The sequence below is a fragment of the Azospira sp. genome (assembly GCF_030247495.1).
Classification (GTDB): domain Bacteria; phylum Pseudomonadota; class Gammaproteobacteria; order Burkholderiales; family Rhodocyclaceae; genus Azospira; species Azospira oryzae.
In genome coordinates this window covers 1-23,899 of the sequence record NZ_JAOTRW010000011.1, presented here as the reverse complement: position 1 = coordinate 23,899, position 23,899 = coordinate 1, and the positions used below count along the sequence as shown (strand labels likewise).

The 23,899-nt window shown below is 60.4% G+C and carries 29 protein-coding genes; 11 read left to right on the top strand and 18 right to left on the bottom strand.

All coding sequences use genetic code 11. The features are described 5' to 3' along the window. Nucleotides 1-7 precede the first annotated feature (7 nt). The 14 genes from OEL49_RS15775 to OEL49_RS15710 all read right to left on the bottom strand — a co-directional run bounded on the left by OEL49_RS15775 (nucleotide 8) and on the right by OEL49_RS15710 (nucleotide 11,801). Nucleotides 8-685 (bottom strand): pyrimidine 5'-nucleotidase, encoded by a 678-nt coding sequence (locus OEL49_RS15775; protein WP_014236409.1) that lies wholly within the window; start codon nucleotides 683-685, stop codon nucleotides 8-10. Next, entirely contained in the window at nucleotides 685-1,566 is an 882-nt protein-coding gene (argB, locus tag OEL49_RS15770; RefSeq protein ID WP_014236410.1) for an acetylglutamate kinase, read from the bottom strand. The genes OEL49_RS15775 and argB overlap by 1 nt, the downstream gene beginning before the upstream one ends. Nucleotides 1,567-1,663: 97 nt before the next feature. After that, a complete protein-coding gene (locus tag OEL49_RS15765; protein WP_014236411.1) occupies nucleotides 1,664-2,095 on the bottom strand; it encodes an Hsp20/alpha crystallin family protein in 432 nt (143 codons plus the stop codon). An 85-nt stretch (nucleotides 2,096-2,180) separates the two neighbouring features. Further along, the gene (locus tag OEL49_RS15760; RefSeq protein WP_287875585.1) at nucleotides 2,181-2,525 is read right to left on the bottom strand and encodes a hypothetical protein; all 345 of its coding nucleotides are present in this window, start codon (nucleotides 2,523-2,525) and stop codon (nucleotides 2,181-2,183) included. Nucleotides 2,526-2,693: 168 nt separating this feature from the next. Then, a complete protein-coding gene (nudB, locus tag OEL49_RS15755; protein WP_152090504.1) occupies nucleotides 2,694-3,161 on the bottom strand; it encodes a dihydroneopterin triphosphate diphosphatase in 468 nt (155 codons plus the stop codon). Continuing rightward, nucleotides 3,158-3,604, bottom strand: a complete 447-nt coding sequence (locus OEL49_RS15750; protein ID WP_287875582.1) for a barstar family protein — start codon at nucleotides 3,602-3,604, stop codon at nucleotides 3,158-3,160. The genes nudB and OEL49_RS15750 overlap by 4 nt, the downstream gene beginning before the upstream one ends. A gap of 3 nt (nucleotides 3,605-3,607) precedes the next feature. Further along, the gene (locus tag OEL49_RS15745; RefSeq protein ID WP_287875580.1) at nucleotides 3,608-4,000 is read right to left on the bottom strand and encodes a ribonuclease domain-containing protein; all 393 of its coding nucleotides are present in this window, start codon (nucleotides 3,998-4,000) and stop codon (nucleotides 3,608-3,610) included. Nucleotides 4,001-4,015: 15 nt separating this feature from the next. Beyond that, nucleotides 4,016-5,815: an aspartate--tRNA ligase gene (aspS, locus tag OEL49_RS15740; protein ID WP_287875578.1), complete on the bottom strand. Its 1,800-nt coding sequence runs from the start codon at nucleotides 5,813-5,815 to the stop codon at nucleotides 4,016-4,018. A 30-nt stretch (nucleotides 5,816-5,845) separates the two neighbouring features. Continuing rightward, nucleotides 5,846-6,487, bottom strand: coding sequence for a DUF502 domain-containing protein (locus OEL49_RS15735; RefSeq protein WP_014236417.1), 642 nt, complete (start codon nucleotides 6,485-6,487; stop codon nucleotides 5,846-5,848). Beyond that, nucleotides 6,466-6,738, bottom strand: coding sequence for an FmdB family zinc ribbon protein (locus OEL49_RS15730; protein ID WP_287875576.1), 273 nt, complete (start codon nucleotides 6,736-6,738; stop codon nucleotides 6,466-6,468). The genes OEL49_RS15735 and OEL49_RS15730 overlap by 22 nt, the downstream gene beginning before the upstream one ends. Before the next feature lie 98 nt (nucleotides 6,739-6,836). Continuing rightward, complete coding sequence (locus tag OEL49_RS15725; protein WP_014236419.1) at nucleotides 6,837-7,691, bottom strand: prepilin peptidase; 855 nt, start codon at nucleotides 7,689-7,691, stop codon at nucleotides 6,837-6,839. A gap of 2 nt (nucleotides 7,692-7,693) precedes the next feature. Continuing rightward, nucleotides 7,694-8,938, bottom strand: coding sequence for a type II secretion system F family protein (locus tag OEL49_RS15720; protein ID WP_014236420.1), 1,245 nt, complete (start codon nucleotides 8,936-8,938; stop codon nucleotides 7,694-7,696). Nucleotides 8,939-8,962: 24 nt separating this feature from the next. Further along, nucleotides 8,963-10,681, bottom strand: coding sequence for a type IV-A pilus assembly ATPase PilB (gene pilB, locus OEL49_RS15715; RefSeq protein WP_287875574.1), 1,719 nt, complete (start codon nucleotides 10,679-10,681; stop codon nucleotides 8,963-8,965). A 280-nt stretch (nucleotides 10,682-10,961) separates the two neighbouring features. Further along, nucleotides 10,962-11,801, bottom strand: a complete 840-nt coding sequence (locus OEL49_RS15710) for a cytochrome C assembly family protein (RefSeq protein WP_014236422.1) — start codon at nucleotides 11,799-11,801, stop codon at nucleotides 10,962-10,964. 45 nt (nucleotides 11,802-11,846) lie between these two features. Between OEL49_RS15710 and ffh the strand changes: the two genes are divergently transcribed. After that, a complete protein-coding gene (gene ffh, locus OEL49_RS15705; RefSeq protein ID WP_152090509.1) occupies nucleotides 11,847-13,202 on the top strand; it encodes a signal recognition particle protein in 1,356 nt (451 codons plus the stop codon). 317 nt (nucleotides 13,203-13,519) lie between these two features. Here the strand turns inward: ffh and OEL49_RS15700 are convergent, their stop codons facing one another. Together OEL49_RS15700 and OEL49_RS15695 are read right to left on the bottom strand one after the other, a co-directional pair. Beyond that, nucleotides 13,520-14,128: a lytic transglycosylase domain-containing protein gene (locus OEL49_RS15700; RefSeq protein ID WP_014236424.1), complete on the bottom strand. Its 609-nt coding sequence runs from the start codon at nucleotides 14,126-14,128 to the stop codon at nucleotides 13,520-13,522. Next, a complete protein-coding gene (locus OEL49_RS15695) occupies nucleotides 14,116-15,828 on the bottom strand; it encodes a proline--tRNA ligase (protein WP_287875572.1) in 1,713 nt (570 codons plus the stop codon). Before OEL49_RS15695 ends, OEL49_RS15700 begins: the two co-directional genes overlap by 13 nt. Before the next feature lie 159 nt (nucleotides 15,829-15,987). Here OEL49_RS15695 and OEL49_RS15690 point away from each other — a divergent pair, with 159 nt between their 5' ends. Genes OEL49_RS15690 through coq7 form a run of 5 tightly spaced genes read left to right on the top strand, consistent with a single transcriptional unit; the run spans nucleotide 15,988 to nucleotide 18,440 of the window. After that, on the top strand, nucleotides 15,988-16,512 hold the full coding sequence (locus OEL49_RS15690; protein ID WP_014236426.1) for an RNA pyrophosphohydrolase: 525 nt from the start codon (nucleotides 15,988-15,990) through the stop codon (nucleotides 16,510-16,512). Nucleotides 16,513-16,566: 54 nt separating this feature from the next. Continuing rightward, the gene (locus OEL49_RS15685; protein ID WP_287875570.1) at nucleotides 16,567-16,863 is read left to right on the top strand and encodes a CBS domain-containing protein; all 297 of its coding nucleotides are present in this window, start codon (nucleotides 16,567-16,569) and stop codon (nucleotides 16,861-16,863) included. A gap of 39 nt (nucleotides 16,864-16,902) precedes the next feature. Continuing rightward, nucleotides 16,903-17,178 (top strand): hypothetical protein, encoded by a 276-nt coding sequence (locus tag OEL49_RS15680; protein ID WP_287875568.1) that lies wholly within the window; start codon nucleotides 16,903-16,905, stop codon nucleotides 17,176-17,178. Between the two features lie 56 nt (nucleotides 17,179-17,234). Beyond that, nucleotides 17,235-17,795, top strand: coding sequence for a CNP1-like family protein (locus OEL49_RS15675; RefSeq protein WP_202945987.1), 561 nt, complete (start codon nucleotides 17,235-17,237; stop codon nucleotides 17,793-17,795). Nucleotides 17,796-17,816: 21 nt separating this feature from the next. Then, nucleotides 17,817-18,440 carry a 2-polyprenyl-3-methyl-6-methoxy-1,4-benzoquinone monooxygenase gene (gene coq7, locus OEL49_RS15670; RefSeq protein WP_014236429.1) on the top strand — a complete coding sequence of 208 codons (624 nt, stop codon included), beginning with the start codon at nucleotides 17,817-17,819 and terminating at the stop codon, nucleotides 18,438-18,440. Nucleotides 18,441-18,477: 37 nt separating this feature from the next. On the opposite strand, the gene OEL49_RS15665 is transcribed toward coq7, so the two are convergent. Further along, nucleotides 18,478-18,894, bottom strand: a complete 417-nt coding sequence (locus OEL49_RS15665) for an OsmC family protein (protein ID WP_014236430.1) — start codon at nucleotides 18,892-18,894, stop codon at nucleotides 18,478-18,480. A 500-nt stretch (nucleotides 18,895-19,394) separates the two neighbouring features. On the opposite strand from OEL49_RS15665, the gene rplM reads away from it, so the two are divergent. The 5 genes from rplM to erpA all read left to right on the top strand — a co-directional run bounded on the left by rplM (nucleotide 19,395) and on the right by erpA (nucleotide 21,992). Continuing rightward, nucleotides 19,395-19,823: a 50S ribosomal protein L13 gene (gene rplM, locus OEL49_RS15660; RefSeq protein WP_014236431.1), complete on the top strand. Its 429-nt coding sequence runs from the start codon at nucleotides 19,395-19,397 to the stop codon at nucleotides 19,821-19,823. Between the two features lie 9 nt (nucleotides 19,824-19,832). Further along, on the top strand, nucleotides 19,833-20,225 hold the full coding sequence (rpsI, locus tag OEL49_RS15655; RefSeq protein WP_014236432.1) for a 30S ribosomal protein S9: 393 nt from the start codon (nucleotides 19,833-19,835) through the stop codon (nucleotides 20,223-20,225). 443 nt (nucleotides 20,226-20,668) lie between these two features. Continuing rightward, a complete protein-coding gene (locus OEL49_RS15650) occupies nucleotides 20,669-21,169 on the top strand; it encodes a DUF6776 family protein (protein ID WP_331489326.1) in 501 nt (166 codons plus the stop codon). A 20-nt stretch (nucleotides 21,170-21,189) separates the two neighbouring features. Then, nucleotides 21,190-21,600 (top strand): bactofilin family protein, encoded by a 411-nt coding sequence (locus tag OEL49_RS15645; RefSeq protein WP_014236434.1) that lies wholly within the window; start codon nucleotides 21,190-21,192, stop codon nucleotides 21,598-21,600. 44 nt (nucleotides 21,601-21,644) lie between these two features. Beyond that, the gene (gene erpA / locus OEL49_RS15640; protein WP_014236435.1) at nucleotides 21,645-21,992 is read left to right on the top strand and encodes an iron-sulfur cluster insertion protein ErpA; all 348 of its coding nucleotides are present in this window, start codon (nucleotides 21,645-21,647) and stop codon (nucleotides 21,990-21,992) included. A 69-nt stretch (nucleotides 21,993-22,061) separates the two neighbouring features. Here the strand turns inward: erpA and OEL49_RS15635 are convergent, their stop codons facing one another. Further along, nucleotides 22,062-23,414 carry a M23 family metallopeptidase gene (locus OEL49_RS15635; RefSeq protein ID WP_287875563.1) on the bottom strand — a complete coding sequence of 451 codons (1,353 nt, stop codon included), beginning with the start codon at nucleotides 23,412-23,414 and terminating at the stop codon, nucleotides 22,062-22,064. Between the last annotated feature and the right edge of the window lie 485 nt (nucleotides 23,415-23,899).

The following is a 23,899-nucleotide window of genomic DNA, read 5'->3' as shown; positions in this document are numbered from 1 at the left end:
GGGGAAATTATAGCTGGCGCAGGGCCCGGGGCAGGTCCAGGATGTTGCGCAGGGTGACGTCCACATAGGCCGGCTGGCGCAGCCTGGCGGCGGAGTCAGTGCTCACCCAGACGGTCTTCAGGCCGAGCCGTTTGGCCGTGGCCAGGTTCGGCAGGCTGTCCTCCACCATGATGCAGCGGTGCGGATTCAGGCCCTCGGCCCGGAACAGGTGGCGAAAGCCGTGGCTCTCGGGCTTGGGCCGGAAACGCACCCGCTCCACCGAATAGGCGGCGGCGAAGCAGTCGGCGATGCCGGTGGCCTCGAGCACGGCCTCGGTGTAGTGCTGGGGACCGTTGGAGAAGACGATCTTGCGTCCCGGCAGGCGCTGCAGCATGGCTTTGACCCCCCGCTGGAAGACGATGCCGGGCAGCAATACCTCCAGGTCGTGGGTTTCCCGCAGGAAATGGTGGGGGTCGATGTCGTGGTGCCGCATCAGGCCCAGCAGGGTGGCGCCGTAGCGGTGCCAGTAGTCCTGGCGCAGGGCCTGGGCGGCCGCCTCGTCCAGGGCCAGGTGGCGCTGGATGTAGGCGGTCATGGCCCGGTTGATGTGGGGGAAGATGTGGGGGCTGGCGTTGTGCAGGGTGTTGTCCAGATCGAAGATCCAGACCGGCTGGCCACCCTGCCGCCAGCCCCGGGGCATGGCCATCAGTGGCTCTTGATCATGGTGCCGACGCCGTGGTCGGTGAGGATTTCCAGCAGCAGGGCATGTTCCACCCGGCCGTCGATGATGTGCACGCTCTTCACGCCGTTGCGGGCGGCATCCAGGGCGGAGCTGATCTTGGGCAGCATGCCGCCGGAGAGAGTGCCGTCCTCCACCATGTCGTCGATCTGCTTGGGGGTGATGCCGGTGATGAGCTGGCCGGCCTTGTCCAGCACCCCGGGGGTGTTGGTCAGCAGCACCAGCTTCTCGGCCTTGAGCACCTCGGCCACCTTGCCTGCCACCACGTCGGCATTGATGTTGTAGGTTTCGCCATCCTTGCCGACACCGATGGGGGCGATCACCGGGATGAAGCCGGCGCCTTCCAGGTTGCCGATGAGGGAGGGGTCGATCTGCACGATGTCGCCCACCTGGCCCACGTCGATCAGGTCGTCGGGGTTTTCCTTGTTCGGCAGCAGCAGCTTCTTGGCCCGGATCATGCCGCCATCCTTGCCGGTGAGGCCCACGGCCTTGCCGCCGGCGCGGTTGATGAGATTGACCACGTCCTTGTTCACCTGGCCGCCCAGGACCATTTCCACCACTTCCATGGTTTCGGCGTCGGTGACGCGCATGCCCTGGATGAATTCGCCCTTCTTGCCGACCCGGCCGAGCATGTTCTCGATCTGGGGGCCGCCGCCATGGACCACCACCACGTTCATGCCCACCAGCTTCAGCAGCACCACGTCCCGGGCGAAGCATTGCTTGAGGTGCTCGTCGGTCATGGCGTTGCCGCCGTATTTGACGACGATGGTGCGGCCGTGGAAGCGCTTGATGTAGGGCAGGGCTTCGGCCAGGATGGCGGCCTGCTGGGCGGGGGTGGGGGTGGTCATGGTGTTTCCCGAATGAAAGACCCGGGAATTCTACCCGCCGGGGGGCGGAAAGAAAAAGCCGGCAGTGGCTGCCGGCTGTCTGGGGAGCGGCGCAGGCTCAGTCGATGGTGAGGCGCTTGCTGCTGGCGGCGGCCCGTTTGGGCAGGGTCAGTTCCAGCACGCCGTCGTTGAACCTGGCGGAAGCCTGGGCGTCATCGATGTCCTGGGCCACCTGGAAGGAGCGGGAAACCTTGCCGAAGTAGCGTTCGGAGCGCAGCAGGCGCTGGCCTTCCTTCACTTCCTTCTCCTGCTTGACCTCGGCGCTGATGGCCACGGTGTTGCCTTCCACATGGACATGGATGTCCTCCTTCTTCACGCCCGGCAGTTCGGCGTGCACCAGATAGGCCTTTTCATCTTCCTTGACGTCCATCTTGATGCTGGGCGCCTGGGTCTGGTTGGAAAACTCTACCGGGCGCACGAAGAAACCCCGGAACAGGTCGTCGAGCGGGTCCAGTCCGGCTTGGCTGAGGCGGGTCAGGTGATTGCTCATGATGATCTCTCCTTCAAGGACTCAGGGCGGATGCCATATCCATACGGCACCTTCTGTTTCCTATATAGGGCATGGCAAAAACTTTTCAAGGGCGAGCGTTCTGCCCCTCCCCTCGGGCCTCCCAGTACTCGTTGCAGCGGCCCCGGGCCATGCTCTGGGCGAACTTGGGGCTGCGGATCTGGGGCTCCTCATAGACCTGGTGCGCCAGGGCCTGGAGAAAGGCGGCATGGGCCTCTTCGGCCGGCAGGGGGCGCAGGGGACGTCCCTTGTCCCGGTCGCCGAGGGCCTGCAGGGCCACGTCCTCGGCCCGGTTGCACAGCTTCAGGCGGGGCGCGTCCGGGTGGCCGTCGGCCACCGCCACCGGATGGCCGTGGGCCAGGACCAGGGAGGAACAGAGGAGCAGCAGGCAGAACAGGGCGGGACGGCGCATGGCGGAGATGGGACGGGAATGACGATGACCAATGGAAGCACGAAGACCACCAGCAGCGCCAGGGCTGGCATCAAAAAGGGACGGGCATGACGAGCCGGGGTGCCGGCAGGGCAAGGCGTGGTGAGGCGCTGCGGCAGTAGCGGCCTGGGATGGCCGTCTCTTGGGCCTCTAGGGCTGGGCCAGCTGGAGAATAGCGTCCCGGTTGGTCCAGGAGAAGACCTTGTCAGCAGCTTCCTGCCAGGGCAGCCAGCAGTAGTCCAGGTGTTCGCCCGGTGCCAGGGTCACCGGGCGGGGCGCCGGCAGCTCCAGGGAATAGACGTGTTCGGTGTTGTGGGTGACGCCGGGGGCGTAGCGATGGCGCCATTCGAGAAAGATCTCGAAGACGTGGCTCTGCTGCCAGTTGCGCAGGGGCAGGCCTTCGCCGGCGATGTCGATGCCGGTCTCCTCCAGCACCTCGCGCCGGGCCGTGGCGTCGAGGGGCTCGTCGCCCTCCTGGCTGCCGGTGACGGATTGCCAGTAGCCCGGGTGGGAGGCACGCTCGAGCAGGAGAATCTGCCGTTCCGGGGTGTGGATCAGCACCAGTACGGAAACGGGCCGCTTGTAGGGCTTGGGCGTTTCGCCCGGGGTGGCGCTCACGCCGGCAGGGAATCCAGGGCCAGGCCGGGGACGGCGAACAGGGCCCACAGGGGGCGGCCCTGCTCCCGCCATTCGTCGCCGGCGGCCTGCAGCACCGCGATGAGGGTATCCACCGGGCTGTCCTCGTCATCTTCATCCGCGCCCGCGGCAGGGGCGCCGGTGAACAGCAGCAGACAGCCCTGGCCCGGGCTGGCCGCCAGGTTGGTGAGGCAGTCGTAGAGGGCGTCGAAATTGGCGCCGTAGTGTTCGGGGAATTGCAACTGCCGTCCCAGCTCGGCGAGGAAGTCGCCGTCCAGGCCGATCTCGGCCACGCTCAGGCCCAGTTGCCGGGCGGCGGCCAGGGCAGTCGGCGCCTGGTCCGGGCGCAGGCGGTAGGGGCCGGCCAGGTCGGCCTTGGCCAGCAGGGCGGGAAAGTCGGGCGTGCGGGATGGTTTGCCGGTCATGGTTCAGTCCCGCAGACGACGGAAGCTGCGGTAGTGGTCGTCGGTGTAGTAGAAGACCACCGGCGGCTGGCCGCCGGCGATGAGGCGGCGGGCGCCCCGGTTACGGGCGCCGGGGGTGTCCACCGTGTACTCGCGGTAGTAGCCCCGGGGCTGCAGGGGCAGGCGCCGTTCGAAGTTGCCGAAGGTGCTGCCGTCCTTGGGGTAGGGGAAGGGGCCGCCGCGATGGATCAGGTTGAGGGTGCTGCGGGCCTCGGCCGGCAGCTCCTGGACGGAGACGCTGGCATCGCCGAAAGCCGGGCCGGGATTGGGTTCCCGGGCCGCGGCCGGCCCCGCCAGCAGCCCGCCCAGCAGGGCCAGGCCGGCCAGCAGGGAGGGCAGGAGGCGGGAGCGGCGCATGGCGGCGGGCTTGCTTTAGCCCTTGCTGACTTCGACCTGGGCTTCCACCTTCTGGCGCAGGCGGATGTGCAGCTCCTTCAGCTGCTTCTCGTCCACGTCGGAGGGAGCGTCGGTGAGCAGGCACTGGGCGCGCTGGGTCTTGGGGAAAGCGATGACGTCGCGGATGGATTCGGCGCCTGCCATCATGGTGACGATGCGATCCAGGCCGAAGGCCAGGCCGCCGTGGGGCGGGGCGCCGTACTTGAGGGCGTCGAGCAGGAAGCCGAACTTGAGCTGCTGCTCTTCCGCACCGATGTTGAGGGCTTCGAAAACCTTGGCCTGCACGTCGGCCTTGTGGATACGCACGGAGCCGCCGCCGATTTCCCAGCCGTTGAGGGCCAGGTCATAGGCCTTGGCCAGGCACTTGCCCGGATCGGTGAAGAGGAACTCCTCGTGGCCGTCCTTGGGACTGGTGAAGGGGTGGTGACAGGCGGTCCAGCGCTTGTCGTCCTCGTCGTACTCGAACATGGGGAAATCCACCACCCACAGGGGTTCCCAGGCCTTGCCGTTGAGGTAGCCCTTCTCGTGGCCGAGCTTGACGCGCAGGGCGCCGAGGGCATCGTTCACCACCTTGGTCTTGTCGGCGCCGAAGAAGATCAGGTCGCCGGACTGGGCGCCGGTGCGCTCCAGAATGCCCTTGAGGGCGGCTTCGTGCAGGTTCTTGACGATGGGGGACTGCAGACCGGTCTCGTTGGGCTGGGAGGCGTCATTGACCTTGATGTAGGCCAGGCCCTTGGCGCCGTAGATGCCGACGAACTTGGTGTATTCGTCGATCTCGCCCCGGGTCAGGCTGGCACCGCCGGGCACGCGCAGGGCGGCGACACGGCCGCCGCTGGTGGCCGGGCCGGAGAAGACCTTGAAGGCCACGTCGGCCACCAGGTCGGTGACTTCGGTCAGTTCCAGGGTGACGCGCAGGTCCGGCTTGTCGGAGCCGAAACGGTTCATGGCTTCGGCGTAAGTCATGCGCGGGAAGGGGGCGGGCAGCTCGACGGCCAAGGCTTCCTTGAAGACGTAGCGCACCATCTCTTCCATGATGGCGGTGATCTGGTCTTCGCTGAGGAAGGAGGTCTCGATATCGACCTGGGTGAATTCGGGCTGGCGGTCGGCGCGCAGGTCCTCGTCGCGGAAGCACTTGGTGATCTGGTAGTAGCGGTCAAAGCCGGCCACCATCAGCATCTGCTTGAACAGCTGGGGGGACTGGGGCAGGGCGAAGAACTGGCCCGGATGCACGCGGGAGGGCACCAGGTAGTCGCGGGCGCCTTCCGGGGTGCTCTTGGTGAGCATGGGGGTTTCGATGTCGATGAAGCCCTGGCCGTCGAGGAAGCGGCGGAAGGCCATGGCCGTCTTGTAGCGCAGCATCATGTTCTTCTGCATCTGGGGCCGGCGCAGGTCGATGACCCGGTTGGTCAGGCGCACGTTCTCGGACAGGTTGTCGTCGTCCAGCTGGAACGGGGGCGTCACCGCGGCGTTGAGCACTTCGATTTCATGGCAGAGGATTTCGATCTCGCCGCTGGCCATGTTGGGGTTCACGGTGCCTTCGGGGCGGGGGCGGACCTTGCCGGTGATCTTCAGCACGAACTCGTTGCGCACGGACTCGGCCACCTTGAACATGTCGGCCCGGTCCGGATCGCACACCACCTGGGCCAGGCCTTCCCGGTCCCGCAGGTCGATGAAGATGACGCCGCCGTGGTCGCGCCGCCGGTGAGCCCAGCCGCAAAGGGTGACTTCCTGGCCGTTCAGGCCGGAATTGAGTTGTCCGCAATAATGAGTACGCATGGTGATTCCAGAAGGGTTGATTCTTGTGGTTCAGTGATGGGGCTGGGGCGGCGGCAGGTGCCGGGCCGGCGGTGCGACGACGCCCATGGAAATGATGTACTTGAGGGCCTCGTCCACGCTCATTTCCAGTTCGATGGTGTCGCTGCGCGGCAGCATCAGGAAAAAGCCAGAAGTGGGGTTGGGCGTGGTCGGCACATAGACGCTGACGTAGTCGCCCACCAGGTGATTGACCACGTCGCCGCCGGGCTGGCCGGTGAGGAAGGCGATGGTCCAGGAGCCCTGGCGCGGGTATTGCACCAGCAGGGCCTTGCGGAAAGCCTGGCCGCTCTGGGAGAAGAGGGTGTCGGAAACCTGCTTGACGCTGTTATAGACCGAATTGACCACCGGGATGCGGGCCAGCAGCTTTTCCCACCAGCGCACCAGCTTTTCGCCGATGAAGTTGGCCGCCGCCACCCCGGTGACGAGGATGATCAGCAGGGTGAGGATGGCGCCGGCCCCCGGAATGTCGAAGCCGAACAGGTTGCGCGGATGGATCGCCTCCGGCAGCAGCCGCAGCGACTGATCCATGGTGCCGATGATCAGGTTCAGCACCCAGGCCGTGATGGCCAGGGGCACCCAGATCAGCAGCCCGGTGATGAAATAGCGTTTGATCAGCTGCCCGCGCACGCGCATGCTCCGTCGCCGCCCTGGCAGGGCGGCGGGTTGTCGGCCGTCTTGCTGCTGGCCGGGGAGGCGCCGCTACCGCCCTTGAAGTCGGTGGCGTACCAGCCGGAACCCTTGAGCTGGAAGCCGGCGGCAGAAATCTGTTTGGCGTAGCCGTCCTTGCCGCACTGGGGACAGGCGGTCAGGGGGGCGTCGCTCATCTTCTGCATGTGGTCCTGCTGATGGCCGCAGGCGGGGCAACGGTATTCGTAAATCGGCATGAGGAACTCCGGAAAAGCGAAATTATACCCGAACCGGGGCCGGCCTTATGCAGGCCCCGGCTGGGAAAATGGGGGTGAAACCCGGAGAATTCAAGCGGCTAGAGCAGCCGCAGGTAGGACTGGGTCAGTTCCTGGCCCCAGTACAGGGCCAGCAGGCCCGCAGCAGCCAGATAGGGACCGAAGGGAATGGGCACGTTGCGGCCCCTGCGGGCCAGCACGATCAGGGCCACGCCGACGACGGCGCCGACCAGGGAGGAGAGCAGGATGGTCAGGGGCAGCATCTGCCAGCCGAGCCAGGCGCCGATGGCGGCCAGCAGCTTGAAGTCGCCGTAGCCCATGCCTTCCTTGCCGGTGGCCAGCTTGAACAGCCAGTAGACGCTCCACAGGGACAGGTAGCCGACCATGGCGCCGATGACGGCGGAGCTGATGTCGGTGAAGGTGCCGGAGATGTTGAACAGCAGGCCGAGCCAGAGCAGGGGCAGGGTGATGGAGTCCGGCAGCAGCTGGGTGTCGAAGTCGATGCCGGTCAGGGCCACCATGGCCCACAGCAGCAACAGGGCGGCAGCTGCTGCCAGGGTCGGGCCGAAGTGCCACACCGTGAAGGCGGAGAGCAGGCCCGTGAAGGCTTCCACCAACGGGTAGCGCAGGGAAATCGGGGCCTGGCAACCGGAACAGCGGCCTTTGAGGAGCAGGAAGCTGAGGACCGGGATGTTCTCCCAGGCCCGGATGGCGTGGCCGCAATGGGGGCAACGGGAGGCCGGGGCGGCGAGGCTCAGCCGTTCCTTTTCCGGAGCCGTTTCCCCCCGCAGTTCGGCGCACTGCAGGTGCCAGTCCCGCTCCATCATCCGTGGCAGGCGGTGGATGACGACGTTGAGGAAGCTGCCGACCAGGAGGCCCAGGATTCCGGCCACAGCAGAGGCAAGGGCGGGACTTTCCAGTAGTAAAAATTCCATACTTAGACCACGGAGCCCATTTTGAAGATCGGCAGGTACATCGCCACCACCATGCCGCCGATGAGAACCCCCAATATGACCATGATGATTGGCTCCATCAGGCTGGAGAGGGCCGCAACAGAATCGTCCACTTCGGCTTCAAAGAAGTCCGCAACCTTGGACAGCATTGAGTCGAGGGCTCCAGATTCCTCACCGATGGCAACCATCTGGATCACCATGTTGGGGAACAGGTTCACATTCTGCATTGAGTTGGTCAGGCTGGTGCCGGTACTGACTTCGCTTTGGATCTGACGCGTTGCCATTTTGTAAACGTGGTTGCCTGAGGCTCCGCCCACTGAGTCCAATGCCTCAACCAGAGGAACGCCGGCGGCAAACATGGTTGCCAGGGTTCTCGTCCATCTGGCGATAACCGATTTCCGTATGAGGGGGCCGAAAATCGGCATCCTCAGCAATGCCTTGTCCATGGCAATCTGAACGGCCTCGGAGCGCTTCCACGACTCCAGGAAGGAATAGATACCTCCTCCCAATATGCCGAAGATCAAATACCAATAGGCAACGAAGAAGTCAGAAATCGCTATTACGACCAGTGTCGGGGCAGGAAGGTCCGCGCCAAACGATTTGAAAACCTCTTTGAACGCAGGAATTACAAAAATCATGATCACAGCCGTAATGCAAAAAGCTACGACAATCACGGCAATTGGATAGAACAGGGCTGACTTGATCTTGCTTTTGACGGCTAGGATTTTTTCCTTGTAGATGGCGAGTCGATCAAGGAGTGTATCGAGGATGCCGGCCTGCTCGCCGGCGCCGATCAAGTTGCAGAACAGGCTGTCGAAGTAAAGTGGGTACTTGCGGAAAGCTTGGTTCAGAGCGCTACCCGTTTCGACATCAGCCTTGATATCCAGCAGCAGTTTCCCGACAGCGGGGTTTGAGTGGCCTTTGCCAACGATGTCGAAGGCCTGGAGAAGCGGCACCCCAGATTTCATCATGGTGGCCAGCTGCCGGGTGAACAGGGTGATGTCCTTGTCGGTGATCTTGCCGCCACTCTTGAAACGCTGCTTGGATACCTTGGTAACCAGCACGCCTTGGCGCCGCAGGGTTGCCTGGACCACCGTTTCGCTGGTGGCACGCAATTCCCCCCGGATGATTTTCCCGGTCTTGTCCTTGCCTTCCCAAACAAAGACGAACTCCTTGATGCTTGGGTCGGCACGCTTGGTGTTTTGTGTGTTTTTGCCGGCAGTGGCCATGGGGGGCCTCTTTCTGAATGGTTATCAGGCGTTTGTCGTAGACAGCACTTCGTCCAGGGAGGTGACTCCCTGCTTTACTTTCAACAGGCCGGACTGACGCAAGTCCTTGACCCCTTCCTTTTTGGCCTGGGCAGCAATATCCATGGAGTTGCCATTGGCCATGATGATGCGCTGAATTTCCTCGGAAACCGGCATCACCTGGTAGATGCCTACCCGGCCCTTGAAACCGCCTCCCTTGCAGCGCTCGCATCCTTCCGGGTTGGGGCCATAGAGTGTCCAACTGCCATCCAGTTCTGCTTCGGTAAAGCCTGCATTCAGAAGGGTTTCGGTGGGGACGTGGAGCGGGACCTTGCAGTTGCACAGGCGGCGGGCCAGGCGCTGGGCGGTGATCAGGATGACGGACGAGGCAATGTTGAAGGTGGGGACGCCCATGTTCTTCAGGCGCTCCAGTGTCGTCGGGGCATCGTTGGTGTGCAGGGTGGATAGCACCATGTGGCCGGTCTGGGCCGCCTTGATTGCGATTTCGGCCGTGTCCAGATCGCGGATTTCACCCACCATGATGATGTCCGGATCCTGCCGCAGGAAGGACTTGAGGGCGGCGGAAAAGGTCAGGCCTGCCTTGTCATTGACGTTTACCTGGTTGATGCCGGCCAGGTTGATTTCTGCCGGGTCTTCTGCGGTGGAGATGTTGATGCCAGGCTTGTTCAGGATGTTGAGGCAGGTGTACAAGGATACGGTTTTACCGGAACCGGTCGGGCCGGTTACCAGAACCATGCCATAAGGCCGGTGGATGGCGTTGAGCAGGGCTTCCTTCTGTTCCGGCTCGTAGCCCAGCGCCTCGATGCCCAGCGTGGCGGAGGACGGATCCAGAATACGCATGACGATCTTTTCGCCATGCAGCGTTGGTAGCGTGCTGACCCGGAAGTCGATGGCTCTGGTTTTGGAAAGGACCAGCTTCATCCGGCCGTCTTGCGGGACCCGCTTCTCGGAAATGTCCATCCGGGAAATGACCTTGATGCGGGAAGCCACCTTTTCCTTGATTGCCAGGGGCGGATTGGCAACCTCCCGCAACTCGCCGTCGATGCGATAGCGGATGCGGTAAAACTTTTCATACGGCTCGAAGTGGATGTCGGAAGCGCCATCGTTGATCGCATCCAGCAGTATTTTCTGAATGAACTTGACGACCGGTGCGTCATCCACATCCAGGGAAACGGCTTCATCGGCCTTGGCCTGATCTTCTTCTTCCGCAAATTCGAGGTTCAAGTCCTCATTGGTGAGATTCTTGAGGTTTTCTTCTGCCGATTCCGAATATTTGACGACCAGCGGTGCCAGTTTGGGCTCTTCGACAACGACGGAGTCCACTGCCAAACCTGTCTGGAAGCGAATTTCGTCCAAGGCCCGCAAATTTGTTGGGTCAGCTATCGCTACCGAGAGCCGGTTGCCGCGCTTGTTCAGCGGTATGACGCGGTGGGTGGCGATGAGCTTCCGGTCAATGGCGCTGGCCGGAATGTTGGCTTCATCGAAAGCGCTCAGATCAAGGACCGGGTAGCCGAACGTTTCTCCTGCGAATACGGCTATTTCCCTGGCGCTGGCCCGCTTGCCGGCGATCACCTGCTCAATGAATGTCGTGCCCTTTTCGCTGGCTTGGGCCATGAAGGCTTCGGCTTCGACCTCTTTGAGGCGTCCAGCCTGGACCATGGCGCGCGCAAGACCACTTAGGGGAACCTGAAAAGTAGCTGCCATGACTCCTGCATCTGCGTGGGTTGGACTGAAGTGGGGCGGTAGCTATGCCGTCGTTATCGGGCTGATGATGCCCGCCGCGGGTCTTTTTGTAAAGTTGTGACGGATCAGTTGCTTGGGTGGCAAAGTCGAAGTGTTTTCACACTTTCACACTCGGCAACGCAATTGCTTGGTTGCCGGTATGCGCCCATCGCCTGCCAGTACCCCCAAGGGGACGCCTAGCTGAGGAGGGGGCGATGCCTCGCCGGCCGCGGCAGTGCCCGGCCATTGCATTGCAGCTGCGTCAGAGGCGGTTCAGCAGCACTTCCACCACGAAGCGGCTGCCCACATAGGCCATCAGGAGCACCAGGAAGCCGGCCATGGTCCAGCGCAGGGCCGTGCGGCCACGCCAGCCATAGGCATGGCGGCCGGCAAGGAGGGCGGCGAAAATGCCCCAGGAGATGAAGGCAAAGACCGTCTTGTGGTCCAGCGCCATGGCCTTGCCAAAGAGGGCTTCGGAGAACAGTACGCCGGAACCGAGGGCGGCGGTCAGCAGGATGAAGCCGACAATGATCATGCGGAACAGCAGGGCTTCCATGGTCATCAAAGGCGGCAGGCTGGTCAGGCTCTTGGTGAGGGAGCGCTGATGCAGCTTGCGTTCGGCGAACCCCATGAAGACTGCGTGCAGGGCCGACAGGGTGAACAGGCTGTAAGCCAGCATGGCTGCCATGAAATGCAGCTTGAAGCCGACCGAATCGGCATGGGGCAGGACGTGGGCCGAGGGGAAGAGGGGCGGCAGGATGGCGCAGGCGGCGGCCAGCGGCAACACCATGGGCTGCAGGCCTTCCATGCGGGCCTTGAAGCTTTCCATCCAGTAGATGAAGACGGCCAGCCACAACATCAGGGAGAGGGCGAAGCTGAAGGAGAAGCGCATTTCTCCCGTGCCGAAGAGGCCGTCGTAAAGGCCGATGCCCTGGATCAGCATGGTGCCGAGAATGGCCCAGCGCTCCCAGGGTTGCATCGGCGCCGTGACCATGGGCTTGTCAGTTTCCGCCCAGCGGGTGCGCCAGAAATGGAAACCCAGCAGGGCATAAAGGGCGCTGGCCAGGTAGTGGGGCAGGAAGTGCAGTAAAATGGACGGCATTCCCGCAGTTTACACCAAGCAACCTCTTAAGCTCACCTCCTGCCCATGCTCGATAATCTGACTCAACGCCTCGCCGGTGTCATGAAGACCCTCCGGGGTGAAGCCCGTCTGACGGAATCCAATATTTCCGACGCCCTGCGCGAGGTCCGCCTCGCCTTGCTGGAGGCGGACGTGGCGCTGCCGGTGATCAAGGACTTCATTGCCGCCGTGAAGGAGAAGGCCCTTGGCGAGGAGGTCATTGGCTCCCTGACCCCGGGCCAGGCCCTGATCGGTGTGGTGCACAAGGAAATGACCCAGTTGATGGGCGGTGCCAATGCCGCCCTCAATCTGGCGACCCAGCCGCCCGCCGTCATCCTCATGGCCGGTTTGCAAGGTGCCGGCAAGACCACGACGGTGGGCAAGCTGGCCAAGCTGCTCAAGGAAACCCAGAAGAAAAAGGTGCTGGTGGTTTCCTGCGACGTCTACCGCCCTGCCGCCATCGAGCAGTTGAAAACGGTGGCGGCCCAGGCCGGCGTCGATTTCTTCCCCTCCAGCACCGAGGAAAAGCCGGAAGCCATCGCTCTGGCCGCCATCGACTGGGCCCGCAAGCATTACCACGACGTGTTGCTGGTCGATACGGCCGGCCGCTTGGCCATCGACGAAGCCATGATGGCCGAGATCAAGCAGCTGCATGCGGCGATCAAGCCGGTGGAAACCCTGTTCGTGGTCGACGCCATGCTGGGCCAGGATGCGGTCAATACTGCCCGCTCCTTCAATGAGGCCCTGCCCCTGACCGGTGTGGTGCTGACCAAGCTGGACGGTGACGCCCGGGGCGGTGCCGCCCTCTCTGTGCGCCATGTGACCGGCAAGCCGGTCAAGTTCGTCGGCGTCGGCGAGAAGCTGAGCGGCCTGGAGGCCTTCCACCCCGAGCGCATGGCGTCCCGGGTGCTGGGCATGGGCGACATCCTTTCCCTGGTGGAAGAGGCGCGCAAGGGGGTCGATGAGGAAAAGGCCCTGGCCATGGCCAAGAAGCTCAAGTCGGGCAAGGGCTTCGATCTCAACGATTTCAAGGACCAGATCGCCCAGATGCGCAACATGGGGGGCATGGCGGCCCTGATGGACAAGTTGCCGGCCCAGTTCGCCCAGGCCGCCGGCCAGCTGCAGGGCGGTGCGGAAGACAAGGCGGTGCGCCGCATTGAGGGCATCATCAATTCCATGACGCCGGCGGAGCGGGCCAAGCCGGAGCTGATCAAGGCCAGCCGCAAGCGCCGCATCGCGACCGGTGCCGGGGTGCAGGTGCAGGAAGTCAATCGCCTCCTCAATCAGTTCGAGCAGACCCAGAAGATGATGAAGTCCTTCGCCAAGGGCGGCCTGTCCAAGCTGATGCGGGGCATGAAGGGCATGATGCCGGGCATGCGCTGATCTTTCGCATCCCTTGCGGCAATAAAAAAAGCCCCGTGTGCCGGGGCTTTTTTTATTGGAATGCCTGCTTGACCGGCCCTGGGTGTTTGCCGCCAATCCACTCCTGTTGCGGGGTGAAAGTTACCATGGCTGAGAGGCAGTAAGGGCGGCCTTCTCCGGCATGGAACAGCTGGCATGCCCGTCCCTGCTGTCTCCTGGGCTAATGCTATTTATGGCCGCCAGCAGCGCTAACCCATTCCCTTCGGCTAGGGCGGTTCGCTCTCTCGGAGACGGCAAATCAGATACGTGGTTCTCTTTTCAATTGCCGTTGGTGCGCTCTAATGCAGGGCCACCTGCTCGTTGTAGAGCCAGCGCCCATGCCAGGCGCCCTTCACCAAGTTGGGGTACTCGGGCTGGCCCAGGCTGCCGTTGTAGCGGCCCAGGGCCCGGTACAGGTCGCCCCGCTCGATGTCCAGGTAATGGCGCAGGATGGTGCAGCCATAACGAAGATTGGTGCGGAGGTTGAAGAGGTTGTGGCTGGGATCGCCGATCAGCTTGACCCAGAAGGGCATCACCTGCATCAGCCCCCGGGCGCCGGCTGAAGAGACGGCGTATTTCTTGAAGCCGCTCTCCACCTGGATCAGGCCCAGCACCAACTGGGGGTCGAGCCCGGCCCGGGTGGCTTCGTAGTGCACCGAGCGCAGGAGCTCGAGGCGGCTTTCCTGGTTGGGGATGCGCTTTTCCAGCCGGAGGGACATTTCCGTCAGCCAGTTGGCCGCCGCAATCGGGTCCTTGAACGAGCTCTGGGGTGGCTTCTGGTCGGCGACCGACTTGGACAAGGCTGCCTGGACGCTGGCCGACAGGGGCTCATACTTCTGAGCCCCTGCCTGCGCCGCCAGGGGCAGGCACAGACAGCCGGACAGCAGCAGTGCCTTTAGGCGGCGCACAGCTTCCCTTGCAGCAGGGCAACGATGCCGGCGGCGTCCACCATCTGGGCTTCCGCATCGCGGCGGCCCTTGTACTCCAGCTTGCCTTCGGCCAGGCCCCGCTCACCCACGACGATGCGGTGGGGGATGCCGATCAGTTCCATGTCGGCGAACATGGAGCCGGGGCGCTCGTTGCGGTCGTCCAGCAGCACGTCAATGCCGGCCGCCTTGAGGTCGGCCAGGAGCTGGTCGGCAGCCGCCTTGACGGCCTCGCTCTTGTGGTAGCCCATGGGCACGATGGCCACTTCGAAGGGGGCGATGGCGGCGGGGAAGACGATGCCCTTGTCGTCGTTGCCCTGCTCGATGGCGGCGCCGACGATGCGGGAGACGCCGATGCCGTAGCAGCCCATCTCCATGATCTGTTCCTTGCCGTTTTCGTCCAGGTACTTGCAGTTGAGGGCTTCGGAGTAACGGGTGCGCAACTGGAAGATGTGGCCCACTTCGATGCCGCGGCACAGGCCCAGCTGGCCCTTGCCATCCGGGGAGGGGTCGCCTTCGACGACGTTGCGAATGTCCGCCACCTGGCCAGGTTCGGGCAGGTCGCGGCCGAAATTGACGCCGGTGAAGTGATGCTCGGCCTCGTTGGCGCCACAGATGAAATCCGCCATGGCCGCCACCGTGCGGTCGGCAATCACGGGGATGTCCGCCTTGATGCCCACCGGGCCGATGTAGCCGGGCTTGCAGCCGAGGGCGGCGACGATTTCGTCGTCCTTGGCGAAGCGGAATTCGCCGATGATCTTTTCGGTCTTGATCTCGTTCAATTCATGGTCGCCGCGCAGCAGCAGCAGGGCAAAGCCACCTTCGGTGCGCATCACAGCCACGGCCTTGACCGTCTGCTCAGCGCTGGCGCCGAGGAAGGCGGCCACATCGGCGCACTGGGTCTTGCCCGGGGTGGCGACCTTGGTCATGGCTTGGCTGGCCGCAGCGCGGGCAGCGGCAGGGGCCAGGGCTTCAGCCAGTTCCACGTTGGCGGCGTAGTCGGAGTCCGGGCAGAAGGCGATGGCGTCTTCGCCGGAGTCGGCCAGCACATGGAATTCATGGGAGCCGGTGCCGCCGATGGAGCCGGTGTCCGCGGCCACGGCGCGGAACTGCAGGCCCAGGCGGGTGAAGATACGACAGTAGGTGTCGTACATGTGCTTGTATTCCCGCTCCAGGTCGGCGAAGGAGGTGTGGAAGGAGTAGCCGTCCTTCATCAGGAATTCGCGGCCGCGCATGACGCCGAAACGGGGGCGGATCTCGTCGCGGAACTTGCTCTGCACCTGATAGAAATGGACGGGCAGCTGGCGGTAGCTCTTGATTTCCTTGCGCACCACGTCGGTGATCACTTCCTCGTGGGTGGGGCCGATGACGAAGTCCCGCTGGTGACGGTCCTTGAAGCGCAGCAGTTCCGGTCCGTACTTTTCCCAGCGGCCGGTTTCCTGCCACAACTCGGCGGGCACCACGGCCGGCATCAGCAGTTCAATGGCGCCGGTGCGATCCATTTCCTCACGCACCACCTTTTCCACCTTGCGCAGTACCTTCAGGCCCAGGGGCATCCAGGTATAAATGCCGCCTGCCAGGCGCTTGATGAGGCCGGCACGAAGCATCAGCTTGTGGCTGATCACTTCCGCGTCGGAGGGGGCTTCCTTGAGGGTGGAAATGAAAAATTGGGAGGTACGCATGGGATTGAATCTTTTGACGGGCTAAAAATCTAATTCTACAAGACGACGGACCGTCATGGGATGCCGGGTATTGGCTTGTTTCCGGCCGATGGCCTTCCTTTCCAAGTATGTGGAATTGTGAAAGAATGCTTTCAACCCAATATTTGATGCAGGTTTTCCATGCTCGACCGTGAAGGCTATCGCCCGAACGTCGGCATCATTCTTTGTAACGCAAAAAACGAGGTTTTCTGGGGCAAGCGTATTCGTGAGCATTCCTGGCAGTTCCCCCAAGGTGGCATCAAGCGCGGCGAAACGCCGGAGCAGGCCATGTTCAGGGAGTTGCACGAGGAGGTCGGGTTAAAGCCCGAACACGTGCGCATCCTGGGTCGAACCAAGGATTGGCTGCGTTATGACGTGCCGACGCAATGGATCAAGCGCGAATGGCGTGGCAGCTACAAGGGGCAGAAACAGATCTGGTTTCTGTTGCGCCTTGTGGGCCGCGACAGCGATGTGTGCCTCCGGGCAACCAGTCACCCTGAATTTGATGCGTGGCGCTGGAACGATTACTGGATTCCGTTGGATGCAGTGATCGAGTTCAAGCGTGGCGTTTATCAGCAGGCGCTGAACGAACTGGTCCGTTATATTGACGCCGATCGTGGGCGGGCTCCCGGCCGCATTCGGCGCCCGCTGGAGATTGGGAATTAGGTTTTCTTTGGTTTCGCAGGTGTGGTCCGTCGTCCTCTAGTCAAGGAGATAGCAATGGTCGCGAAAACCGAGTACAAGCCGCTTCCAATAACCCGTCTGGCCGATGGGGCCGGTTATCATCAACCCACCTATTTTTCCCCCCAGCCGGTCCGGGTCGATTCCCCGGCGCTTGAAGTCATGACTGATCTCAAGCTGGTGGCTGCAGCCACTATTGAGGCATCCACCCACATTGATGTGGCCAACCAGGCCATGATTGTGCGGGGGGTTCGTTCCTTGCTGGTTGTCGACGCCCGAGGGGATGTCGTCGGCCTGGTGACCGCCCGGGATATCCTGGGGGAGCGACCGCTCTAGGTCGTGCGCAATCGGGGCGTGCGGCATGAGGATGTCCGAGTGGCAGATATCATGACGCCTCGGGATGAAATCGAGGTGCTGCATATCGGGGACGTCCTGCGCGCAGATGTTGGGAATGTCGTCGAAACGCTCAAATACTCAGGGCGTCAGCATGCGCTGGTGGTGGATTTCGATCCCCTGGGCGGGCGGCAGATGGTTCGGGGGGTGTTCTCGGCCTCCCAAGTCGCGCGCCAGTTGGGCATTCCTTTGCACACCACCGAGGTGGCGCGTACCTTTGCGGAAATCGAGGCTGTGATTTCCCAGCCGGAGGTATAGCGGCTTTCTGGTTAAGTGACGGTTCCCCGTCCTTGTTAACGTGACAGGCAGTGTTCGTGAAATATTCCAAACTGTGCAGTTTGCTGGCTGCCCTCGGGTTGTGTCTCAGTCAGCAGGTCTTGGCGGATTTGCCGGCCATTCTGTTCCCTCCTCAGGGGACGGTCTATGACTTTGACGACGAGTTCGACAAGAAGCCTTGGCAGGAGGTTGAGACTCAGTTGCCGCCCGCGCCCCGGGAAGAGACTCTGATTCCCTTTTATGTCAGTCCCACTGCCCAGGGAGTGTTCAGCGTTGATGGAGCCACCATTTCAGTGGGGTCTGATGGGGTGGTGCGCTATGTGCTCGTTGTCGTGGCCCAAGGGGGGGCTCGGAACGTCAGTTATGAGGGTTTGAGATGTGATACCCGGGAGCGTCGTCTCTACGCTTTTGGCCGCCCGGATGGGAGTTGGTCAAAGGCTCGCTCTAACCAATGGGGGCTTGTGGAGAACAAGATGGTGAACCGGCACCATGCCGCGCTTTCCCGGGAGTATTTTTGTCCTGGGGGTGTGGCGATCCGAACGGCCCAGGAGGGTGTGGCTGCATTGAAGGCAGGTGGGCATCCGGATGTGCCCCGCTAGCTTTCGGCTAAGGACTGCTGAATGAGCATTGATCGCCTGATTGTCGAGTTTGATAAAGCGCTTCGAGCCGTATTCGCCCCTGCGCCGACTCGCCGCTCTGTTCCAGGGTCTGATGTGCCGATGCCTGAATTGTCTCCGGAGGAGAAGCGTCACGCCGCGGCGCTGATGCGGGTCAATCACTGTGGTGAGATATGCGCCCAGGCCTTGTATCAGGGGCAGGCACTGACGTCGAAGGATGTGGTGATCAAGCAGGCGCTGGAGCATGCGGCCTGGGAAGAAACGGAGCACCTTGCGTGGACCGAAAGGCGAATTCAGGAGTTGGGCGGACGTAAAAGCTTTTTGAATCCGCTGTGGTATGCGGGGTCGCTGGCGCTGGGGGTCGTGGTGGGAAAGGCTGGTGATTCGTGGAATCTTGGATTTCTGGCTGAGACAGAACGCCAGGTCGAACGCCATCTCGATAGCCATTTACGGCGCTTGCCCCTGGCTGATCAGCGTTCAAGAAGCATTGTGAGCCAGATGAAATTTGATGAGATGAGCCATGCGCAGACGGCTGTTAGTCTCGGAGGAGTGGACTTGCCCGGTCCAGTCAGGCTCGCGATGAAGTTGTCGTCAAAAGTCATGACGGGGGTTGCCTACTATCTATGAGGTTTGCCCCGGGCCCGGTAGGCCTGGGGCAAGCATTCTATGCTTCGACCACTTCCAGTTCGTACGTGATGGTGGCTGTTTTGCCCAGCATGATTGAGGCGGAGCAGTACTTCTCCTTGGATAGTTCGATAGCCCGCTCCACTGCGGCTTGCTTGAGATTTTTCCCGGTGACCTTGAAGGCGAAATGAATTTTCGTGAAGACTTTGGGGTCTGTGGCGGCACGCTCGGCATGGAGCGTTACTTCGCAGTCACTAACTTCATGACGTCCTTTTTTCAGGATCAGGACAACATCAAAGGCAGTACATCCTCCTGTGCCTGCCAGCAATAGCTCCATCGGGCGGGGAGCCAGGTTGCGACCTCCAGCTTCCGGGGCGCCGTCCATCATCACAGTATGGTTGCTGCCTGTTTCCGCCAGAAAAGCCATTCCATCAACCCATTTAACTTTGCATTCCACGATGAGACCCCTCCATTTATTGGAAGGGCGCATTCTAAGGGCTCTATCAGATGGCCGGGAGTGGTGAGCATTGCTGCGTCGCACAAATGCAAGGGGTGTTGGCCTGCTTCTGAGATGGTTGTGAGATTATGAATTGGTAAATCAATTTCCTATAATTGTTGTTTATTTATTTAAAACATGTGGTTGTGTTTTATACATAAACATTATCGACAAATTAAAAAAATTCTGGTGCATCGCACAAAAAAATACTTGATTTCGACCTTGCCTTTAGTGATAATCAGCTCAACTTAAGTGTGAGTTGTGCGTAGGTTTTGGTGCAGCTCATGCTTGCAGTTTGTCTCCTCCACCCTCCTCCTTTGGTGTGGATTTAGCGCGACTCCTTGGAGTCGCGCTTTTTTTGTTGGCGCTGGATTGTGTTGTCTGCCAAGAAGGCATTGACACGGGGTGTTCTGCCCCCATATAATCCGCGGCTTTCTGTGATTAGGCTAAGGACGGCCCAGATGAAAACTTTTTCCGCTAAACCCCATGAGGTGAAGCGCGAGTGGTATGTGGTGGACGCCACAGACAAGGTGCTCGGCCGCCTCGCCACTGAAATCGCTCGCCGGCTGCGTGGTAAGCACAAGGCAATTTATACCCCTCACGTTGATACCGGCGACTTCATCGTCGTGACCAACGTTGAGAAGCTTCGTGTCACCGGTAACAAGGCCGAGGACAAGAAGTATTACCGGCATAGCGGTTACCCCGGTGGTATCTATGAAACTAACTTCACCAAGCTGCAGCAGCGTTTCCCTGCTCGTGTGCTGGAAAAGGCTGTTAAGGGCATGCTGCCCAAGGGCCCGCTCGGCTACGCCATGCTGAAGAAGATGAAGTGCTACGCTGGTGCTGAACACCCCCATAGCGCTCAGCAGCCCAAAACCCTGGATATCTAAGGTACTGTCATGGCTGAAAACTATTTTTATGGCACCGGTCGCCGCAAGAGCGCTGTTGCTCGCGTCTTCATGAAGCGCGGTTCCGGCAACATCGTTGTTAATGGCAAGCCGGTTGACCAATTCTTCTCCCGTGAAACCGGCCGCATGATCGTGCGTCAGCCCCTGGAGTTGGTTGAGCAGGTCGCTGGCTTCGATATCAAGGTCAATGTTACTGGCGGTGGTGAATCTGGTCAGGCCGGTGCCGTGCGTCATGGCATCACCCGTGCGTTGATTGCTTATGATGCTGCCCTGAAATCTGCTCTGTCTAAGGCTGGGTTCGTGACTCGTGATGCCCGCGAAGTTGAGCGTAAGAAAGTCGGTTTCCACAAGGCTCGTCGCCGCAAGCAGTTCTCCAAGCGTTAATCAACGCTGTGAAAAAGAGCCGCCTCTTGGGCGGCTTTTTTTTTGCTTGATCCGGACTTGTTGGTAAAGGTTGGGGCGTTTAAGATGGCTCGACGCTGTCCAGCGTGTTGGTTCAAAGGGTTGTCGCTGGATTTGTCTTCATCCACCGCGGTGCGCGGTGATAATCCGTTGGTTGGGAACCCATGGCCGTGTTGGCGACATCATTGATTCGTAAGCGTCTGCGGCAGCGGTTTGGGATAAGTGCGCCCAAAGTGGCTGTTCGTACTCATGTTTCCTGGTACTGGCGGCTTTTGTTGGTTGTTGCGGTGCTATCCTTGTCTTTGGCTGCTGCGGCCTGGGTGTATGACGTGGGGCGGCGCTTCGCGGGATTTCATAGCCGGGAGTCCGATCGGGAGATATCGTCTCTGCGGACCCGAACTGAGGCTCTGGAGACTGAGTTGGCTGTGCTGCGTCAGTCCTCGGCGGCGGGGGAAAGCAGTGTTCAGATTGAGCGTTCCGCAAAAGAGCGCCTTCTGCGCCAGGTTGCTCAGCTTGAGCAGGAAAATGCCAGTCTGAAAGAGGATTTGGCTTTCTTCGAAAGCATCGTGCCTGGGGTTGGGGCATCAGAGGATGGTTTGAAGATTAGCCGGTTGAGGGTGGAGCCAGAAGGCGAAGAGGGGCGCTATCGATACCGGCTATTGATTGCGATGGAGTCGGGGGCTCGTTCCAAAGAGTTCCGAGGGCTTCTCCAGTTCCACCTCAAAGTGCAGCAGGCGGGCAAAGATGTTATGATGATTCTTCCCGCCGAGGGGGACTCGGCGGCGGGGAAGTTCCGTTTGGAAATCAAGCGGTTCCTTCGGACTGAAGGTTATTTTTCTATCCCCAAAGGTGCTGTTCTTAAGGGGGTAGAGGCGCGTCTGGTGCAGGACGGTTCCGTGCGTGCCAAGCAGTCCCTGTCGCTTTGATACCTAAGTGAGGAGGCTCCATGTTTGGTGGCAAGAAGAATGGTGCTAGCAAGCCCCAGAACCGTATTGATAGTCTTATTGGTGCTGGTACTCGCTTGGAAGGTAATGTTCAGTTCAGTGGTGGCCTGCGCATTGATGGTGAAATAAAGGGAAATGTCGAGGCCGCCCAAGATCAGCCGTCGACCCTAGTTGTTAGTGAGCATGCGCGTATTGAAGGGGTGATAAATGTTGCGCACGTGGTGATCAATGGGACAGTGATTGGTCCGGTGCATGCAACCGAAACCCTTGAACTTCAGCCGTGTGCCAAGGTCACAGGTGACGTGGAGTACAACAGCCTGGAGATGCAGCAAGGTGCTGTGGTTCAGGGAAGGCTGATTCATCAGTCTAATGCGAAGACTGTCGAGCTTAAATTGGCAGCTTCAAGTAACTGACGGCGGTACTAATAGGATTCAAGTTTTTAGTTTAGGAGTGTGTTATGAATGCAGTTGCTGATGGTCTGCCCTTAGTTTTTACTGATAGTGCTGCCAGCAAAGTTCGGGAGTTGATTGAAGAAGAGGGTAATGCTGAGCTCAAGCTGCGGGTTTTTGTGACCGGTGGCGGCTGCTCTGGTTTTCAGTACGGCTTCACGTTTGACGAAGTGGCAAACGAGGACGATACCGTGCTGGACAAGAATGGCGTGACCCTTCTGATCGATCCGATGAGCTTTCAGTATCTGGTCGGTGCCGAGATCGACTACTCTGAGGGGCTGGAAGGTTCCCAGTTTGTGATCAAGAATCCGAATGCCTCCTCTACCTGCGGCTGCGGTTCCTCGTTTTCTGTATAGTGTGCTCAGTCTGTGCTCTAAAAAAAGCCTCGCATCTGCGGGGCTTTTTTGTTGGGGTTGTGAGGGGTCTTACTCCTGAAAGGCAACCATGTCGCTTTGTTTCAGCATTTCCAGCTGGGCCAGAAGATCCTGGGTCTTCTGACGAAACTGCAACAGTTGCGCAGTTTCAAGTGACGGGGCGCCAGGCAACTGGACTGCTAAGGGATTAACTTGTTCGCCGCCAATGCGAAATTCATAGTGTAGGTGGGGGCCGGTTGCCCAGCCGGTGGCGCCGACGTTGCCGATATGCTCGCCCTGGCTAACCCGAGAGCCTTTACGCAGTTGGGGAGTGAAGCTGCTCAGGTGTCCATATGCGGTGGAGTAGCGACCTTGATGGCGGAGGATGATCAGATTCCCATATCCGCCTTGGCGTCCGATAAACTCCACGATACCGTCCCCGGTGGCGCGTACTTTGGTTCCCGTTGGCGCGCCGTAGTCGACACCCTTGTGCGCTCGCCATTGTTGGAGAATTGGGTGGAGTCTGGCATTGGTGAATCCAGACGTGATCCGTGAGAACTCAAGTGGGGAGCGGAGGAAGGCCTTGCGTAAACTCTTGCCTTCCGGTGTGTAGTAGCTTCCCTTGATGCTGGTCTTCGGGTCTTCAAAATAAACGGCACGGAAGACTTTTCCTGCATTTACAAGTTCTGCAGCAAGAATTCGTCCGCTACGAATGCTTTGACCTTGGTGGCGGTACATTTCGTAGATCAGGGTGAAGCGGTCTCCCTTGCGCAAGTCTCTGTGGAAGTCGATATCTGCACCAAAAATCTCCGCCAACTGGTTGGCTACGGCGTCAGGAATCCCTGCATCATCCGTCGCTCCATACAGCGAGCTACGAATTTCGCCTGATTTCATTTCCAGTCGAGATTGAAGAACCAGGGGCGCTTCTCTTGTTCTGAAGGTATTGCCGTGTCTTTCGATCAGCAAGTTCTCTGCACGATTGTTCAGTGGGAAACTGAGGAGTAGCAGTTCTCCGGTGTCACTGGTGCTGGCCGTGACTAACTTGCCGGGGGCTAGTTGGCGAAAGATGGGGTGTGCGGCAGGGGTTTGCTTGATGTAATCCAGGGCTGATGCATCGTTGACGCCGAGTCTATTGAGCAGGTTGGCTAGGCTGTCGCCCTTGTGTACCTTTTCTTCTCTTAGATAGGCTTGGTTGCCCAAATCCAAAGGGTGGGGGAGTGCAAGCGCAAGGTCTTCTACAACGGGACGGGGGATAAGCTCGGTGGTGCTTAGCGAGGGGGGTTGTAGGCCAAATGCAGCCACCATACTGAATAGGGCCAAGGCTCCAAATACGGCGGCGGCTCCCGGATGTTTTTTTAGGTGGTAGAGCGGACTGTGGCGAGGCAATAAGGATGAGGTGTGTTGGCTGCCGGGGTGCTGGTGCATGATGCGTGTCCTGCCCTGCTATTTTAACTGCGGCAGTCTAGCATGGTGCGCATTGCTATCCCAGTGGCTGGGTCGTTGCGTAATACGGGGTTTTCTGGAGCGGCAGCGTGTATCGACCTGTTTTCCCCAACGCATGGATTTACTAGGGAAATTTTTGTTTTGTGAATAATTCTGGGTAAAAGTTTCTATTTTTGTGTTGACTGGTGTTTCTTGGCCTGTATAATTCGCCTCTCTCGCTGCTTTGCGGCGGAGGAAAGTCGATAAAAAACAATAAGTTATTATCGACTCCGGAGTAAGGATGGCTTCGTTTTCAAGGTTAATTATTTTTGAAAATTGTTTGACGGCTTGTTTTTCTCTGTGTAGAATGCGCGTCTTTCGTTGCTACGGCGGCGCGGCAGATTGAGATAAGATCTTGATTTGCAAGCTCTTTAAAAAATAGGACAACCGATAGGTGTAGGTGCTTGGTTGGGTGTTCCGGCTTAGGT

Excerpts from the sequence above, each read along its gene's own strand:
- OEL49_RS15775 (WP_014236409.1), bottom strand. The coding sequence starts at position 685 with ATGGCCATGCCCCGGGGCTGGCGGCAGGGTGGCCAGCCGGTCTGGATC.
- argB (WP_014236410.1), bottom strand. The coding sequence starts at position 1,566 with ATGACCACCCCCACCCCCGCCCAGCAGGCCGCCATCCTGGCCGAAGCC.
- OEL49_RS15765 (WP_014236411.1), bottom strand. The coding sequence starts at position 2,095 with ATGAGCAATCACCTGACCCGCCTCAGCCAAGCCGGACTGGACCCGCTC.
- OEL49_RS15760 (WP_287875585.1), bottom strand. The coding sequence starts at position 2,525 with ATGCGCCGTCCCGCCCTGTTCTGCCTGCTGCTCCTCTGTTCCTCCCTG.
- OEL49_RS15750 (WP_287875582.1), bottom strand. The coding sequence starts at position 3,604 with ATGACCGGCAAACCATCCCGCACGCCCGACTTTCCCGCCCTGCTGGCC.
- OEL49_RS15745 (WP_287875580.1), bottom strand. The coding sequence starts at position 4,000 with ATGCGCCGCTCCCGCCTCCTGCCCTCCCTGCTGGCCGGCCTGGCCCTG.
- aspS (WP_287875578.1), bottom strand. The coding sequence starts at position 5,815 with ATGCGTACTCATTATTGCGGACAACTCAATTCCGGCCTGAACGGCCAG.
- OEL49_RS15735 (WP_014236417.1), bottom strand. The coding sequence starts at position 6,487 with ATGCGCGTGCGCGGGCAGCTGATCAAACGCTATTTCATCACCGGGCTG.
- OEL49_RS15730 (WP_287875576.1), bottom strand. The coding sequence starts at position 6,738 with ATGCCGATTTACGAATACCGTTGCCCCGCCTGCGGCCATCAGCAGGAC.
- OEL49_RS15725 (WP_014236419.1), bottom strand. The coding sequence starts at position 7,691 with ATGGAATTTTTACTACTGGAAAGTCCCGCCCTTGCCTCTGCTGTGGCC.
- OEL49_RS15720 (WP_014236420.1), bottom strand. The coding sequence starts at position 8,938 with ATGGCCACTGCCGGCAAAAACACACAAAACACCAAGCGTGCCGACCCA.
- pilB (WP_287875574.1), bottom strand. The coding sequence starts at position 10,681 with ATGGCAGCTACTTTTCAGGTTCCCCTAAGTGGTCTTGCGCGCGCCATG.
- OEL49_RS15710 (WP_014236422.1), bottom strand. The coding sequence starts at position 11,801 with ATGCCGTCCATTTTACTGCACTTCCTGCCCCACTACCTGGCCAGCGCC.
- ffh (WP_152090509.1), top strand. The coding sequence starts at position 11,847 with ATGCTCGATAATCTGACTCAACGCCTCGCCGGTGTCATGAAGACCCTC.
- OEL49_RS15695 (WP_287875572.1), bottom strand. The coding sequence starts at position 15,828 with ATGCGTACCTCCCAATTTTTCATTTCCACCCTCAAGGAAGCCCCCTCC.
- OEL49_RS15690 (WP_014236426.1), top strand. The coding sequence starts at position 15,988 with ATGCTCGACCGTGAAGGCTATCGCCCGAACGTCGGCATCATTCTTTGT.
- OEL49_RS15685 (WP_287875570.1), top strand. The coding sequence starts at position 16,567 with ATGGTCGCGAAAACCGAGTACAAGCCGCTTCCAATAACCCGTCTGGCC.
- coq7 (WP_014236429.1), top strand. The coding sequence starts at position 17,817 with ATGAGCATTGATCGCCTGATTGTCGAGTTTGATAAAGCGCTTCGAGCC.
- rplM (WP_014236431.1), top strand. The coding sequence starts at position 19,395 with ATGAAAACTTTTTCCGCTAAACCCCATGAGGTGAAGCGCGAGTGGTAT.
- rpsI (WP_014236432.1), top strand. The coding sequence starts at position 19,833 with ATGGCTGAAAACTATTTTTATGGCACCGGTCGCCGCAAGAGCGCTGTT.
- OEL49_RS15645 (WP_014236434.1), top strand. The coding sequence starts at position 21,190 with ATGTTTGGTGGCAAGAAGAATGGTGCTAGCAAGCCCCAGAACCGTATT.
- erpA (WP_014236435.1), top strand. The coding sequence starts at position 21,645 with ATGAATGCAGTTGCTGATGGTCTGCCCTTAGTTTTTACTGATAGTGCT.
- OEL49_RS15635 (WP_287875563.1), bottom strand. The coding sequence starts at position 23,414 with ATGCACCAGCACCCCGGCAGCCAACACACCTCATCCTTATTGCCTCGC.